Below are 15,053 nucleotides of genomic sequence, written 5' to 3'. Positions count from 1 at the left end.
ACGGGGCTTGTTCACTGGCATCCTCCTGGACGAAGCGGTCCGCCGCAGGAAGAGCGACGATCCAATCGATTCTAGGAAACGCAAACTTAAGGCGACGTGAAGATTGTCCCTAATTGCCCGCGCCGCCGCATCCGTGAGTGGGCCGCCGACGGGAGCGAAGCAGCGTGACCGATCGGGAACGAACGGCACGCCGCATCGCGCGCGGCACCGCCTCACCGCAGGTTGGTTCTCGCCAGCTCGACGATCTCGTCGCCGCGCCCGCTCAGGATCGCGCGCAGCATGAACAGGCTGAAGCCCTTCGCATGCGCGATCTCGATCTTAGGCGGCATCGCGAGCTCGTATTTCGACGTGACGACGTCGACCACCGCCGGCCCGTCATGCGCGAACGCCGTGCGCAATGCCTGCTCGACGTTCTCCGAATGCTCGACGCGTACGCTGAAGATACCCGCGCCCTTCGCGATCGCCGCGAAATCGGTCGGGCTCAGGTCGACGTTGGTGTCGAGATAGCCGGCCGCCTTCAGCTCCATCGACACGAAGCCGAGCAGGCTGTTGTTGTACACGACGATCTTGATCGGCAGGTTGAGCTGGCGCGCGCTCAGCAGATCGCCGAGCAGCATCGACAGCCCGCCGTCGCCGGACAGCGACACCACCTGCCGCCCCGGATACGCACCCTGCGCGCCGAGCGCCTGCGGCATCGCGTTCGCCATCGACCCGTGGTTGAACGAGCCGTGCAGTTGCCGCTTGCCGTTCATCGTCAGGTAGCGCGCGGCCCACAGCGTCGGCGTGCCGACGTCGGCCGTGAAGATCGCGTCGTCGGCCGCGACTTCGTCGACGATCTTCGTCAGGTATTGCGGATGGATCGCGCGGCCCGGCGGCTCGGCCACCGCGAGATCGTCGAGCCCCTTGCGCGCGGCCGCGTAATGCTTCAGCGCATTCTCGAGGAAGCGCCGCTGGGTCTTGCGCGTCAGCCGCGGCAGCAGCGCCGCGATCGTCTCCTTCACGGTGCCGACGAGGCCGAGCGCGAGCGGCGCACGATGGCCGAGCTGCGAGCCCTTCCAGTCGATCTGCGCGATCTTCGCGTTCGACGGATAGAACGGCCGGTACGGGAAATCCGTGCCGAGCATCAGCAGCGTGTCGCACGATTCCATCGCGTGATAACCGGAGCTGAAGCCGATCAGCCCGGTCATCCCGACGTCGAACGGGTTGTCCCATTCGACGAACTGCTTGCCGCGCAGCGCATGCACGACCGGCGCGCCGAGCGTGTCGGCCAGCGCGACCACTTCGTCGTGCGCGCCCTGCGTGCCGCTGCCGCACAGCAGCGTGACCGCGTCGGAGCCGTTCAGCAATGCCGCGAGCCGGTCGAGATCGGCCTCGGCCGGCAGGATCGACGGCGGCGCCGATGCGCTCCACGCCGGCGCCTCTTCCGGGCCGTCGCCGAGCGCGATGTCGCCCGGCAGCACGATCACCGCGACGCCGCGCTCCTCGATCGCGGTGCGCATCGCGCGCGCGAGCACGCGCGGGAACTGCGACGCGTTGGTCACGAGCTCCGCGAAGTGGCTGCACTCGCGGAACAGTTCCTGCGGATGGGTTTCCTGGAAGTAGCCGAGCCCGATTTCGGTCGACGGGATGTGCGCGGCGATCGCGAGCACCGGCTGGTGATTGCGGTGGCAGTCGTACAGCCCGTTGATCAGGTGCAGGTTGCCGGGGCCGCAGCTGCCCGCGCACACCGCGAGCCGCCCGGTCGACGCGGCATCCGCGCCGGCCGCGAACGCGGCGCTTTCCTCGTGCCGCGTGTGCATCCAGCGGATCGCCCCGATCTGGGCGAGGCTGAACGACAGGCCGTTCAGGCTGTCGCCCGTCACGCCCCAGATGCGCTCGACGCCCGCCGCCGCCAGCGTCTTCGCCAGATATTCCGCCATCGTCTGTCTTGCCATCACGCCCTCACTCGTTGGTTGATCGAGACATGCATGAACCGGCCGTGCGCTCGCACGCATCGCCGACCGGACGAGCATACGCGACTGGCCCGCGCCGCGTCGCGACGGTGCAACCGGGCCGACTGCCGTATGAGGCGCACGCACACGATTGGTTCGATCCGGCGCAGCGCCGCGCGGCCGGTGTCATCGTTTCGTCAGCGTCGCGCAGGCGAACGGACCGGCTGGCAGCCGCCGCGCTCAACCCCAGTCGGATGCCGACTCGTCCGGATCGACGAGCGTGAGCCCTGCCGGCGGCAGCGGCAGCGCGGTCTTGTAGCGCACCTGCTTCAGCGCGAAGCTCGACCGGATGTTCGACACGCCGGGAATCGTCGTCAGCCGCTCGATGATGAAACGCTCGAGCGTGCGCATGTCGGGCATCACGACGCGCAACAGATAGTCGGCGTCGCCCGACATCAAATAGCACTCCATCACCTCGGGCCGCTGCGAGATCGCTTCCTCGAAGCGCTGCAGCGCGTCCTCGACCTGCTTCTCGAGGCTGACCTGGATGAACACGTTGATCCGCAGCCCGAGCGGCTCGGGATCGAGCAGCGTGACCTGCTGCCGGAACAGCCCGAGCTTCTCCAGCGCGCGCACGCGGTTGAAGCACGGCGTGGTCGACAGGTTCACCGCGCGCGCGAGTTCCGCGTTCGTGATCCGCGCGTTCTGCTGAAGCTGGTTCAGGATGCCGATGTCGATGCGGTCGAGCCGCTTGGGGGAGGCGCTCATGGTCTGAATATTCCTTCTATCACGACAATTTCGGAATATTTACACTATCTGGCGGCAAATTCCCAATGAATTCAGACGCATATTTTGTGGATCGACGCGTAGCATGAGTCCCATTGGTGCGTGCCGCCGCCGGCGCGCGGGAGACTCATATGACGGATCTGTCGAACGGTATCGAACACGCGCAGCGCGCGGCCCTCGCGCGCGCCGATGCGGACCCGGAAGAAACCGCCGAATGGCTCGACGCGCTCGACGCGGTGGTCGCGCACGTCGGCCGCGACCGCGCGCAATACCTGTTCGACCGGCTCGCCGAGCATGCGCGCGCAACCGGCCTCGCGTCGCCGCGCACGCCCGTCACGCGCTACCTGAACACGATTGAGCTCGCCGAGCAGCCGCCGTATCCGGGCGACCTCGACCTGGAGGAACGGCTGTCGGCCGCGCTGCGCTGGAACGCGCTCGCGATGGTCGTGCGCGCGAACCGCGCGTACGGCGAACTCGGCGGCCACATCGCGAGCTATGCATCGGCGTCCGACCTGTTCGAGACCGGCTTCAACCATTTCTTCCGCGCGGCGGCGGCCGCGACCGGCGACGCACCCGACACGGCCGGCGGCGATCTCGTGTACTTCCAGCCGCATTCGTCGCCGGGCGTCTATGCGCGCGCGTATCTCGAAGGCTTCCTCACCGAGGATCACCTGAAGCATTACCGCCGCGAAATCGCCGGCCCGGGCCTGTGCTCGTATCCGCACCCGTGGCTGATGCCCGATTTCTGGCAGTTCCCGACCGGCTCGATGGGCATCGGCCCGATCAACGCGATCTACCAGGCGCGCTTCATGCGCTACCTGCAGCATCGCGGCCTCGCGAACACCGCGGGCCGCACCGTGTGGGGCTTCTTCGGCGACGGCGAGATGGACGAACCCGAATCGCTCGGCGCGCTGTCGCTCGCCGCGCGCGAGGGGCTCGACAATCTCGTGTTCGTGATCAACTGCAACCTGCAGCGGCTCGACGGCCCGGTGCGCGGCAACGGCCGCGTGATCGACGAACTCGAAGCGCAGTTCGCGGGCGCCGGCTGGAACACGATCAAGGTGCTGTGGGGCTCCGACTGGGATCCGCTGTTCGCACGCGATCACGCGGGCGCGCTCGCGCGTGCGTTCGCCAATACCGTCGACGGGCAGTTCCAGACCTTCTCCGCGAACGACGGCGCCTACAACCGCGCGCGCTTCTTCAGCCAGGACCCCGCGCTCGAAGCGCTCGCCGCACAGCTCACCGATGCGGAGATCGACCGCCTGCGCCGCGGCGGCCACGACGCGCGCAAGCTGCACGCCGCATATGCACGCGCGCTCGCGCACCGCGGCCAGCCGACCGTGATCCTCGCGAAGACGATGAAGGGTTACGGGATGGGCGCGGCCGGCCAGGGCCGGATGACGACCCATCAGCAGAAGAAGCTCGACGTCGACGATCTGAAGGCGTTCCGCGACCGCTTCCGGTTGCCGCTGTCGGACAGCGACGTCGAGCAGTTGAAGTTTTACAAGCCAGCGGAAGACAGCCCGGAAATGCGTTACCTGCATGCTCGCCGGGCTGCCCTGGGAGGCTATCTGCCCAGAAGGCGGATGGCGGCATCGAAGGGGCTGACCGTCCCTTCGATGCCGGCCTGGGGAGCGTTCGCGCTGGATGCGGCGGGCCGCGAGATGTCGACGACGATGGCGCTCGTGCGCATGCTCGCCGCGTTGATCAAGGATCGCGACATCGGTTCGCGCGTCGTGCCGATCGTGGCCGACGAAGCGCGCACGTTCGGCATGGCCAGCCTGTTCCGGCAGGTCGGCATCTACTCGCCGCTCGGCCAGCGCTACGAGCCGGAAGACCTCGGCTCGATGCTCTACTACCGCGAGGACACGCGCGGCCAGATCCTCGAGGAAGGCATTTCGGAAGCGGGCGCGATCTCGTCGTGGATCGCCGCCGCGACGTCGTACAGCGTGCACGACCTGCCGATGCTGCCGTTCTACATCTACTACTCGATGTTCGGCTTCCAGCGCATCGGCGACCTGATCTGGGCCGCCGCCGACCAGCGCTCGCGCGGCTTCCTCATCGGCGCGACGTCGGGCCGCACGACGCTCGGCGGCGAGGGGCTGCAACACCAGGACGGCAGCAGCCACCTCGCCGCGTCGACGATCCCGAACTGCCGCGCGTACGATCCGGCGTTCGCGTACGAAGTCGCGACGATCGTCGATGCGGGCATGCGCGAGATGGTCGAGCAGCAGCGCGACGTGTTCTATTACGTGACCGTGATGAACGAGAACTACGCGCAGCCGTCGATGCCCGACGACGATCCGGCCGTGCGGCGCGAAGGCATCCTGAAGGGCATGCACCGGCTGCCGTCCGGTTCGAACGCGACGGCACGCATGCAGTTGCTCGGCTCGGGCGCGATCCTCGGCGAAGTGCTCGCCGCGCAGCGGATGCTGAAGGACGACTGGGGCATCGATTCCGCCGTGTGGAGCGTCACGAGCTTCAGTGAGCTGCAGCGTGACGGGATGGAAGCCGAGCGTCGCGCGCGGCTCGACGACGACGCGCACTCGACGCCGTACGTCACCGCCGTGCTCGCCACGACGCGCGGGCCCGTGATCGCGGCGACCGACTACGTGCGCGCGATACCCGAACTGATCCGCGCATACGTGCCGCGCCGCTACGTGACGCTCGGCACCGACGGGTTCGGCCGCAGCGACACGCGCGACGCGCTGCGCGCGTTCTTCGAGGTCGATCGCGCGAGCATCGTGCTCGCGGCGCTGAAGGCGCTGGCGGATGACGGAGAACTCGATGCGACTATCGTGCGCGATGCGCGAGCGCGGCTCGGCAAGACTGTGCAGCAGCCCGGCACGGCGCCTTGGCAGCGCTAGGCACGCAAGTCATTTCCGCCACGATGCACTGCCCTGACAGGCAGTGCCACCGACACACACCGTTTCCGCCGGCGCGCCGCTGACGCAGCGTGCCCGGCCAACCACTCGTCATGCAGGCTGCGCTACACCGGCAGCGCGTGCGTCGACAGAATCTCCTTCAACACCATGAACGAGCGCACCTGCCGCACGCCCGGCAGATAGAGCAATTGCTCCGCATGCAGCCGGTTGAAGCTCTCGTTGTCGCGTGTGCGCACCAGCATGAAATAGTCGAACTCGCCCGTCACGACGTGACATTCGACACACCCCGACACCTTCTGCGCGGCCTTCTCGAACGCGGCGAACGCTTCCGGCGTCGAGCGGTCGAGCACGAAGCCGATCACGACCAGCATGCCGGCCCCGAGCGGCTTCGGGTCGAGCAGCGCGACGATCCCGCGAATCATCCCCATTTCCTTGAGCCGCTCGACGCGCCGCAGGCACGCCGGCGCGCTCAGCTTCACCTTCGCGGCGAGGCTCACGTTCGAGATCGACGCGTCCTGCTGAAGCTGCCTGAGGATCGCGCGATCGATGCGATCGAGCGCGGGCGCGGCATCGCCCGGCACCGCCGGTCTTCCAGTTAATTTCATTGCGTCTTCCTCGATTTTTTCGAACTCGAATTGCTTGATCAGCACTCGATTCGTTATCAACGTAGGCCGACGATATTTATTTCGCAAGCTCATTTCGCGCGCGCTTGCCTATCATTTTTCCATCGGGACACGGCGTGCCGGCCCCTCCCGAACGCACCGATGCCCGCGCCAACCCCGCCTTTCCGGAGACAAAAATCGATGAACCTGCAACGCTTCCCCCGTTATCCGCTGACGTTCGGCCCCACGCCCATCCAGCCTCTCAAGCGCCTGAGCGCGCACCTCGGCGGCAAGGTCGAGCTGTATGCGAAGCGCGAGGACTGCAACAGCGGTCTCGCGTTCGGCGGCAACAAGACCCGCAAGCTCGAATACCTGATCCCCGACGCACTCGCGCAGGGCGCGGACACGCTCGTATCGATCGGCGGCGTCCAGTCGAACCAGACGCGCCAGGTCGCGGCCGTTGCCGCGCATCTCGGCATGAAATGCGTGCTCGTGCAGGAGCACTGGGTCAACTATGAAGACCCCGTGTACGACCGGGTCGGCAACATCCAGCTGTCGCGCATGATGGGCGCCGACGTGCGGCTCGTCGCCGACGGCTTCGACATCGGCATCCGCCGTAGCTGGGAAGAAGCGATGGAGAGCGTGCGGCAGGCGGGCGGCAAGCCGTATCCGGTTCCGGCCGGCTGCTCCGAGCATCCGCTCGGCGGGCTCGGCTTCGTCGGCTTCGCGGAAGAAGTGCGTCAGCAGGAAGCCGAGCTCGGCTTCAAGTTCGACTACATCGTCGTGTGCTCGGTGACGGGCAGCACGCAGGCCGGGATGGTCGTCGGCTTCGCGGCCGACGGCCGCGCGGATCGCGTGATCGGCATCGACGCGTCGGCGACGCCGGAGAAAACGCATGCGCAGATCACACGCATCGCGCGGCATACGGCTGAAATCGTCGAGCTCGGGCGTCGCATCGACGAGCAGGACGTCGTGCTCGACACGCGCTACGCAGGCCCCGAATACGGGCTGCCGAACGACGGCACGCTCGAGGCGATCCGGCTGTGCGCGCGGCTCGAAGGCGTGCTGACCGATCCCGTCTATGAAGGCAAGTCGATGCACGGGATGATCGACAAGGTGCGGCGCGGCGAATTCGAGCCGGGCTCGAAGGTGCTGTATGCGCACCTCGGTGGCGTGCCGGCGTTGAGCGCGTATGCGGAGATTTTCCGCAACGGGTGACGGGGCCGGGCGGAGGCGCGGCGCGCACCGGCGTCACGCCTCCGTCGAACCGGCACGGCATCCGCCCGGTTCAGCTCCGCTCATCGGGCCGTGTCACGCAGTGCCTTCATCTCGATGTCGCCGTAATAGATCGTCCGCTCGGTCACATCGGACGGGCGGGTCTTCCACCACCATTTGTAGAGGCCGAGCTTGAAGTAGGCGTCGCGATCGTTCGGAAACGCGTTCGGTACGCCCGTAACATGCACGACGCGTTCGCCGTTCCGGAACACCTCGGTCAGGGCATCGGCGCCTGAATCGTCCGGTCGATACCGCAGCCCCCACCAGACCCGTTTCCCGCGATCCGCCGACGGGTCGCCGAACGCAATGGATCGGCTCTGCATGCCCGGCGCGCCGCGCACATCGACTTCGTACTTCCCGGCATTCAGCAGCAACGCAAACGGCGGAGATCCGTCGCTGCCGCCCTGATGCAATTGCGCGATCAGTTCCGGCTGTCTGGAATCGAACCGGTAGTCGGCGGGAATGACCGTCGACCAGCGCACCTCGTAGTCGCGACCGTTGACGAAGCGAAACACCGGCGAGAAGCTGACCTCGGAACGCGGCGTGCCGCTCGCCACGCTGCTGAAGTCCTGCGAGCGGTTCATCGTCACCCTCAACAGCGTGCCGTGAATACCGGAAATCCCGGCGGTGGTGATGTTCTCCACCACCGGCTCCTGCAGACGAAGCCGCGCATCGATGCCGCTCGCCCAGTCCGACCGGTAAAAATGCGCATCGTCATGCTTGCCACCATCCGGGCCCGCGTGGCAAACCGACGCGACGAGCACGCATGCGGCAACGACGAAGCTACCGCGCATCCCGCTCGCCTTTTCGCCGAAACAACCGCGACACATACGCGCGCGCCAGCATCGCCAGGAAGCGGCTGTTGGTCGACAGATAGCGTTTCCACATCCGCCCCGGCTCCTGGATCACGCGAAACGCCCACTCCAGCCCACTGCGCTGCATCCACGGCGGCGCCCGCTTGACCTTCCCCGCCACCACGTCGAACGTCCCGCCCACACCCATCACGAAATCGACGCCCAACTGCGATTTCCAGCGATTGATGAAGTTTTCCTTGCGCGGCGACGTGATCGCGACGAACAGCAGCCGCGCACCCGAGCGGCGGATATCGTCCACGACCGCCTGTTCGTCGTCCCAGAAATAGCCGTGGTGATATCCGGCGACCGGCAGCCGCGGATAGCGTGCCGCCGTCACCGCGACGACCCGCTCGACGACCTCCGGCGTCGCGCCGAGCAGATAGACCGGCAGCCCTTTCGCTTCGGCCAGCGCCAGCAGCCGCTCGAACAGATCCACGCCCGCGACGCGCTCCGGCACCGGGATGCCGAGCAGCCGCGCGCCCCAGACGACGCCCATGCCGTCGACGTTGACGATGTCGCATTCGCGGACCGACGCGGCGAGTTCCGCATCGCGCTGCAGGTTGACGAGCTTCGCGACGTTGACGACGACGTGCTGCGTGAATTGCCGTTTCTCGACTCTCGCGCCGATCCAGTCCACCGTATCGTTCATCGACATCAGATGGATCGGGCATGAAAAGATTTCAGCTCGGTTCATAACAAGGCCTCGCCATCATTTTTTTTGACTTCCGGAATATCGTCGGCAAATCGCGACGATCGGCGCAGCGACGCGTACAACGCCTTCAGCTTCGCCGACACATCGGCGGAGAAGTAACCGAGCGCCGCAAGCTTCTCGCGCCCGTTGGATCGCGCGCCGGCCTTCAACACATCGGCAAGCTCGTTCGTGAGACGGCCCGCGTCGTGGTCGAACACCACCATCCCCGGCGACACGCCGTCGAGCAGTTGCCGCACGTTGCCGACATCGACCGATACGACCGGCAGATCGAGCGCCATCGCTTCCTTGACCGATTGCGGCGACCCTTCCCGGGTCGACGTCATCAGCAGGCACGCGGCATGCGCCAGCAGGTCGCGCACCTCGCCGCGATCGAGACCGTCGATATGCCGCTCCTGCACCTGGATGCCGTGCTGTTCCTCAAGCTGCCGCAGCACCAGCGAAAACAGCGGATAGTTCTTCTCCGGACGCTTCGGCGACGACGGGAAGACAACGATCGGCACGGCGGCTTTCATCAGCGCATCGTCGCGATTCCCGGCAAAGACCGTTTCATTGACCGCACACGGAATCGTCACGCAGCGGCGGCGCAGCCGGATCAGGCGCGATGAAATTTCCGCACTCACGCCGATGCACGCATGTGCGAAGCAGGCCATCGATTTCGACACCGCGCGCATCCACAGCGGGCCCAGGATGTCCGTGCCGTGGAACGTGATGACAACCCGCGCTTTCGTAAACAGCCGGACCAGCGGTGCGGAACACGCGCTCAGGCCGAAGTGGTAATGCACGACGTCGTACCGGCCCGCACGAGCGGCCTTCCAGACCTGCAAGATCGAGCGCAGGTATTCGCGCTTGCCGCGATACCCTTCGATGACGAGCACGTCGACCGTGCAGCCGCCGGAACGCCGCAGCGCGTCGACCTGCTCGGTCACGAACACGCCTTGCCAGGGGCTCGCGCGGTTGCTGCCGAGATACATGTTCGTAACGACCAGAATTTTCATGAGCGAACTCCCACCACCCCGCCGCGATGCGCCGGGGCGACGCACGGCCGCCCCCACGAGAACGCATACATCGCCAGCAGCGCGGAAAATACGTAAGACGGCGACACAAACGCCATCGAAAAGATGTTGTCGAAGCAGAACGCACCGACGACGTAGAACCAGACGGCCGGCTTGCGCCGCCCTTGCCCGTACCCCAGCACGAACACCAGCCACGCGAGCGCGCCGAACACGCCCATCTCGACGAACAGGTGCGGGTAGAACGTGTCGGTGGTCTTCAACAGCCCGCCGAGCCCGTACCAGTCGAAGTGATAGAGCTGGTAGAGCGGCGACGAGAACTTCACCGACGCCGGGCCGCCGAAGCTGCCCAACCCTTCGCCGAGCAGATTGCCGTTGCCGATCGACTCGAACATCACGCGATAGGATTCGGCGCGCGCCGAATTGCCTGCGACGACGTAGAACAGGATCTTCGCCATGCCGACCTTCAACAGCGAATCGAGCACGCCCATCGCCATCAGCACGAGCATCGTGCCCGCGATGCCGGCGGCAGCCAGCCACGCGCGCACATCCCTGACGTTCCTCACGAACGGATAGAGCGCCAGCACCGCGAACAGCTTGAACGAGAAGCCGAGCAACGCGAACAACAGGAACCCCCACGACGCGATCGCCGCGCGACGGCCGGACCAGTACCAGCGGCACAGCAGGAATGCACAAAAGTTGATGAAGCTGAACTCCGAAAAGAACCCCATCCACCCCTGCGCACGCAGGAACAATCCCGAATCGATCCGCACCGGCATGAACAGCGGCAGCCCGGTCGCATACGACACGTAGAAATACAGCTGGAACAGGTCGTTGCTCACGACCACGCCGATGAACGTCTTGACCAGCACGTCGAGCCGGTCGCGATACGGGTAGATAGCCACCGTGATCGCGACCGGAAAAAGGAAGCGGACGAATTCCTCGATCCCGGCATGGACGTTGAACGACAGCAGCATCCCGATGCAGAGCGACACGGCGATGGGCAGCGCGAGAACGGCCAGCCGGTGAAAGCGCGGACGCAGCAGGATCGCCGCGAACACGAGGCCGAACGCACCCATCTTTACGGCCTGCGAACGATCGTCGTCGAGCGTGAGCAGCGTGTCGCTGACGCAGAAGACGAAGTAGGCGAGCGCCAGCAGGCCGGCGCCCAGGTCGGCCACGCGCGATCGACGATGCGGCACGATCGCCGGGAATCGGGCGGCTGCATTCATGGCCGCGCTCCCGACGACGCCGGCATCGCTTGCATATCGGCGACGCCCGACGCCCTGATCGATTCCGCATAGGCCGCGCATACCCGCCGTGCATGCATCACGACGATCGCGTTCCGGATCAGCGTCACGACCACCGCGGACGCCAGCATGCAGAAGAACCCGGTTTCGCCGCCGATGGCGACGCAGCCGCCGAGCAAAACGACGAACAGCGCCGAGGTGCCGATGTTGATCCGCGCGGTGGCCGCGCTCTGCTCGAACGCCATCATCACGTTGCTGCCGACGACGCCAAGCACGCCGGCCGCGCACTGGATCGCCAGCAGCACGCCGCCCGCGAGCGCCACGTACGCGCCGTTGCCGTCGAGCCCGTAGCGGTAGGTCAGCCCCGCCACCATTGCCAGGTTCGCGACCAGCACGACCAGGTTCGACAGGTCGATATTGCGCCGCATCGCGCCCAGCGTCGCGTCGAGCGGCGCCTTGTCCTTCTTCCGCTTCACGAGGTCCGGCAACTGCGCGATCGAAATGGCGCGCGGCAGCAGGTTGCCGATCGCGGTCACCGAGGAAAACAACGACAGCATCCCCGCGAACGACGCGCCGCACATCGCGTTCGCCGCCGGCACGGTCACCAGCGCGATGCCGCCGGACAGGAAATTGGTCAGCCCGAACTGCAGCCCCTTCACGTCGATGCGCATCGAAAACGCGCGACGATCTGGCATGCCGATCGCGGCGAACATCGCGACGGCCACCACGACCAGCGCAACGGCCAGGCACAGCGACGCGGAATAGCCGTGGCGCGTGCCGATCCACAGCATCGCGCACGATCCCGCGATCAGCAGGCAGTCGAACGCGATCGTGATCCGGTAGCGGCGGTACGACACGAAGAAATGCCGCGCGAGCTGATACACGGTCCAGCCCCACATCAGCGCGACCACGCCGCCGAGATCGAACGCGACGAGGCCGGTCGCGGACACCAGCACGCATGCGATCGTGGCGGCCACGGCGGTCCATCCCGCCATCGACACCAGCGAGTAGAACGCGCCGCGCGCCGCCTGCTTCCCGTCGCTCGCCGGTACGCGGACCAGAATCAGCGTCGCCCAGCCGATGGCCGTGAAGAAGCCGATCATCTGCGCGATCGACAGGTTGGATGCCGCCGCCCCAAGCTCGTCCAGCGAATAGATCCGCTGGACGACCCAGAACGTCAGCACGCGATAGAGGCCGGGCGCGCCGGTACAGACAAGCGCCTCGACACGGCCCAGCAGCTTTTTGGCGTCGGCATTCCGCAGCATGATTGTTGTGCGCCCGTCCGTTACCCGCGCGCCAGCACGCCGCGCGTGTCGATCACGACCTTGGTCTGCAGCCGCACCGGGTCCATGCGCCGGAACGGCGCGTGATCGACGAGGATCACGATCACGTCGGCTTCGGCCAGCGCGGTGTTCAGCTCGCACAGCCGGGTCGTTGCTTCCAGCGCTGCCGGCAACGCGGCGATGTTGGGCTCGACGACCAGCAGCGTCGCGCCGGCGTTCGCCGCCAGCGCTTCCACGATCTCCATCGCAGGGCTCTCGCGCAGATCGTCGATATCCGCCTTGAACGCAAGCCCGAGACACGCGATCACCGGCTCGCGGAACCGGCTCGCCGCCTGCCGCACGCGCTCGTAGACGAAATGCGGCTTGTCGTCGTTCACGTTGCGCGCGGTGCGGATCAAACGCGCATGCTCCGGCGCGGAATCGACGATGAACCACGGATCGACCGCGATGCAATGACCGCCCACGCCCGGCCCCGGCTGCAGCACGCTGACGCGCGGATGGCGATTCGCCAGCCGGATCAGCTCCCATACGTTGATGTCCAGCTGGTCGCAAATCACCGACAGCTCGTTCGCGAACGCGATGTTCACGTCGCGAAACGCGTTCTCGGTCAGCTTGCACATTTCGGCGGTGCGTACATCGGTCAGGATGCACTCGCCGCGCACGAACACCTCGTACAGCTCCTGCGCACGCGTGCCGCACTTGCGCGTCATGCCGCCGATCACGCGGTCGTTCTCCACGAGTTCGCGCACGACATGGCCCGGCAGCACGCGCTCGGGGCAATGCGCGATACGGATGTCGGAGCGCTCGCCGGCCTGTTGCGGAAAGCTCAGGTCCGGGCGGTGCGCCGCGAGCCACGCGGCAATTTTTTCGGTCGCGCCGACCGGCGAAGTCGACTCCAGCACCACCAGGTCGCCCTTCTTCAGCACCGGCGCGATCGACCGGCATGCGGCCTCGATATAGGTCAGGTCCGGCTTGTTGCCATCGGCAAACGGTGTCGGCACCGCGATCAGGAACGCATCGGCCGGCTCGGGCGTCGCCGTCGCGCGCAGGTAGCCTTGCGTCACGGCGGCATGCACGAGCATGTCCAGTTCGGGTTCGACGATATGGATCTCGCCGCGATTGATCGTGTCGACCGCATGCTGCGACACGTCGACGCCGACGACGCTTTTACGGCGCGCGGCAAAGGCTGCCGCGGTGGGCAGGCCGATATAGCCCAGCCCGATGACGGAAATGGTTTCGAATGACATGAATGAGGTTCTCCAGACGTCGGGGGATTCAGCAGGGCGAGCCGGCCAGGTATGCCGGCCCCTGCGTCAGGATCGGCGGCGAGACCAGCAGATCCGCAATCCGCTCGCTTGCACGGCCATCGCCGTACGGGTTGTGCGCGCGGCTCATCGCGCGATAGGCAGCGCCGTCGTCCCACAGCTCGACCACCGCGCCGACCAGCCGCTCGACTTCGGTGCCGACCAGCCTCACCGTGCCGGCCGCGACGGCTTCCGGCCGTTCGGTGGTGTCGCGCATCACGAGCACCGGCTTGCCGAGCGACGGCGCTTCTTCCTGGATCCCGCCGGAATCGGTCAGGATCAGCCATGCGCGGCTCATCAGGTACACGAACGGCAAGTACTCCTGCGGTTCGATCAGCACGACGTTGCCGATGTCGCCGAGCAGCCGCGTGACGGGTTCGCGCACGTTCGGATTCAGGTGCATCGGGTAGACGATGCGGCACTCCGGATAGCGCTTCGCGATGATCGCGATCGCTTCGCAGATCTGCTCGAAACCGCGGCCGAAGTTCTCGCGGCGGTGGCCGGTCACGAGGATCATGCGTCGCTCGTCGTCGACGAACGGAAACCGCTCGCGCATCTGCCGCACCAGCGCCCGGTCGTGCTTGAGGCGCCCGGTGATCGTCAGCAATGCATCGATCACGGTGTTGCCGGTCACGTGCACGCGAGCGGCGTCGACGCCTTCGGCCAGCAGGTTCGCCCGTGAGGTTTCGGTGGGCGCGAAGTGATGCAGCGCGAGCGCGCCCGTCACCTTCCGGTTCGCCTCTTCCGGCCACGGCGAATACAGGTTGCCGGTGCGCAACCCGGCTTCCACGTGACCGACCGGAATGCGTCGGTAGTACGCGGCGAGCGTCGCGCCGAGCGTCGTGGTCGTATCGCCGTGCACGAGCACGAGATCGGGCCGGAACGATTCCAGCACCGGATCGAGCGCATTGAGGATGTGCCCGGTCAGGCTGCCGAGCGTCTGCCCGGCGCGCATCAGGTCGAGATCGAAATCCGGCACGATGCCGAACAGGTCGAGCACCTGGTCGAGCATCTGGCGATGCTGGGCCGTCACGCAGACGCCGCAGCGCACGCCTTCGCGGGCCCGCAGCGCATGAACGAGCGGCGCCATCTTGATGGCTTCCGGGCGGGTGCCGAACGTGACGAGGATGTTTTCGTGGTGATGGGTCATTGGAATCTCCG

At 66.5% G+C, this 15,053-nt stretch carries 12 protein-coding genes; 2 read left to right on the top strand and 10 right to left on the bottom strand.

Going from position 1 to position 15,053, the window contains the following annotated elements; genetic code table 11:
* Positions 1-212 precede the first annotated feature (212 nt).
* On the bottom strand, positions 213-1,934 hold the full coding sequence (gene poxB, locus MRS60_RS28110) for a ubiquinone-dependent pyruvate dehydrogenase (RefSeq protein ID WP_243566015.1): 1,722 nt from the start codon (positions 1,932-1,934) through the stop codon (positions 213-215).
* A 237-nt stretch (positions 1,935-2,171) separates the two neighbouring features.
* The gene (locus tag MRS60_RS28105; RefSeq protein WP_105392719.1) at positions 2,172-2,699 is read right to left on the bottom strand and encodes an Lrp/AsnC family transcriptional regulator; all 528 of its coding nucleotides are present in this window, start codon (positions 2,697-2,699) and stop codon (positions 2,172-2,174) included.
* A 149-nt stretch (positions 2,700-2,848) separates the two neighbouring features.
* On the opposite strand from MRS60_RS28105, the gene mdeB reads away from it, so the two are divergent.
* Positions 2,849-5,584: an alpha-ketoglutarate dehydrogenase gene (gene mdeB, locus MRS60_RS28100; protein WP_243566014.1), complete on the top strand. Its 2,736-nt coding sequence runs from the start codon at positions 2,849-2,851 to the stop codon at positions 5,582-5,584.
* Between the two features lie 122 nt (positions 5,585-5,706).
* Here mdeB and MRS60_RS28095 read toward each other — a convergent pair whose 3' ends face one another.
* Positions 5,707-6,207, bottom strand: coding sequence for an Lrp/AsnC family transcriptional regulator (locus MRS60_RS28095; RefSeq protein WP_243566834.1), 501 nt, complete (start codon positions 6,205-6,207; stop codon positions 5,707-5,709).
* A gap of 198 nt (positions 6,208-6,405) precedes the next feature.
* On the opposite strand from MRS60_RS28095, the gene MRS60_RS28090 reads away from it, so the two are divergent.
* Positions 6,406-7,422 carry a 1-aminocyclopropane-1-carboxylate deaminase gene (locus MRS60_RS28090; protein WP_111019440.1) on the top strand — a complete coding sequence of 339 codons (1,017 nt, stop codon included), beginning with the start codon at positions 6,406-6,408 and terminating at the stop codon, positions 7,420-7,422.
* An 80-nt stretch (positions 7,423-7,502) separates the two neighbouring features.
* Here MRS60_RS28090 and MRS60_RS28085 read toward each other — a convergent pair whose 3' ends face one another.
* Genes MRS60_RS28085 through wecB form a run of 7 tightly spaced genes read right to left on the bottom strand, consistent with a single transcriptional unit; the run spans position 7,503 to position 15,042 of the window.
* Entirely contained in the window at positions 7,503-8,243 is a 741-nt protein-coding gene (locus MRS60_RS28085; RefSeq protein WP_243566013.1) for a heparin lyase I family protein, read from the bottom strand.
* A 19-nt stretch (positions 8,244-8,262) separates the two neighbouring features.
* Positions 8,263-8,988 carry a WecB/TagA/CpsF family glycosyltransferase gene (locus MRS60_RS28080; RefSeq protein WP_279388968.1) on the bottom strand — a complete coding sequence of 242 codons (726 nt, stop codon included), beginning with the start codon at positions 8,986-8,988 and terminating at the stop codon, positions 8,263-8,265.
* A gap of 35 nt (positions 8,989-9,023) precedes the next feature.
* Entirely contained in the window at positions 9,024-10,040 is a 1,017-nt protein-coding gene (locus MRS60_RS28075) for a glycosyltransferase (protein WP_243566012.1), read from the bottom strand.
* Positions 10,037-11,287: a hypothetical protein gene (locus MRS60_RS28070; protein WP_243566011.1), complete on the bottom strand. Its 1,251-nt coding sequence runs from the start codon at positions 11,285-11,287 to the stop codon at positions 10,037-10,039. The genes MRS60_RS28075 and MRS60_RS28070 overlap by 4 nt, the downstream gene beginning before the upstream one ends.
* Entirely contained in the window at positions 11,284-12,570 is a 1,287-nt protein-coding gene (locus MRS60_RS28065; protein ID WP_105392712.1) for a hypothetical protein, read from the bottom strand. The genes MRS60_RS28070 and MRS60_RS28065 overlap by 4 nt, the downstream gene beginning before the upstream one ends.
* A gap of 20 nt (positions 12,571-12,590) precedes the next feature.
* Positions 12,591-13,835 (bottom strand): UDP-N-acetyl-D-mannosamine dehydrogenase, encoded by a 1,245-nt coding sequence (gene wecC / locus MRS60_RS28060; protein ID WP_105392711.1) that lies wholly within the window; start codon positions 13,833-13,835, stop codon positions 12,591-12,593.
* 28 nt (positions 13,836-13,863) lie between these two features.
* Positions 13,864-15,042 carry a non-hydrolyzing UDP-N-acetylglucosamine 2-epimerase gene (gene wecB / locus MRS60_RS28055; protein ID WP_243566010.1) on the bottom strand — a complete coding sequence of 393 codons (1,179 nt, stop codon included), beginning with the start codon at positions 15,040-15,042 and terminating at the stop codon, positions 13,864-13,866.
* Positions 15,043-15,053: the final 11 nt, after the last annotated feature.

This window comes from Burkholderia pyrrocinia (genome assembly GCF_022809715.1).
Lineage (GTDB): Bacteria > Pseudomonadota > Gammaproteobacteria > Burkholderiales > Burkholderiaceae > Burkholderia > Burkholderia pyrrocinia_C.
The sequence above is the reverse complement of the archived record's forward strand: the minus strand, read 5'-3'. Positions and strand labels throughout refer to the sequence as shown.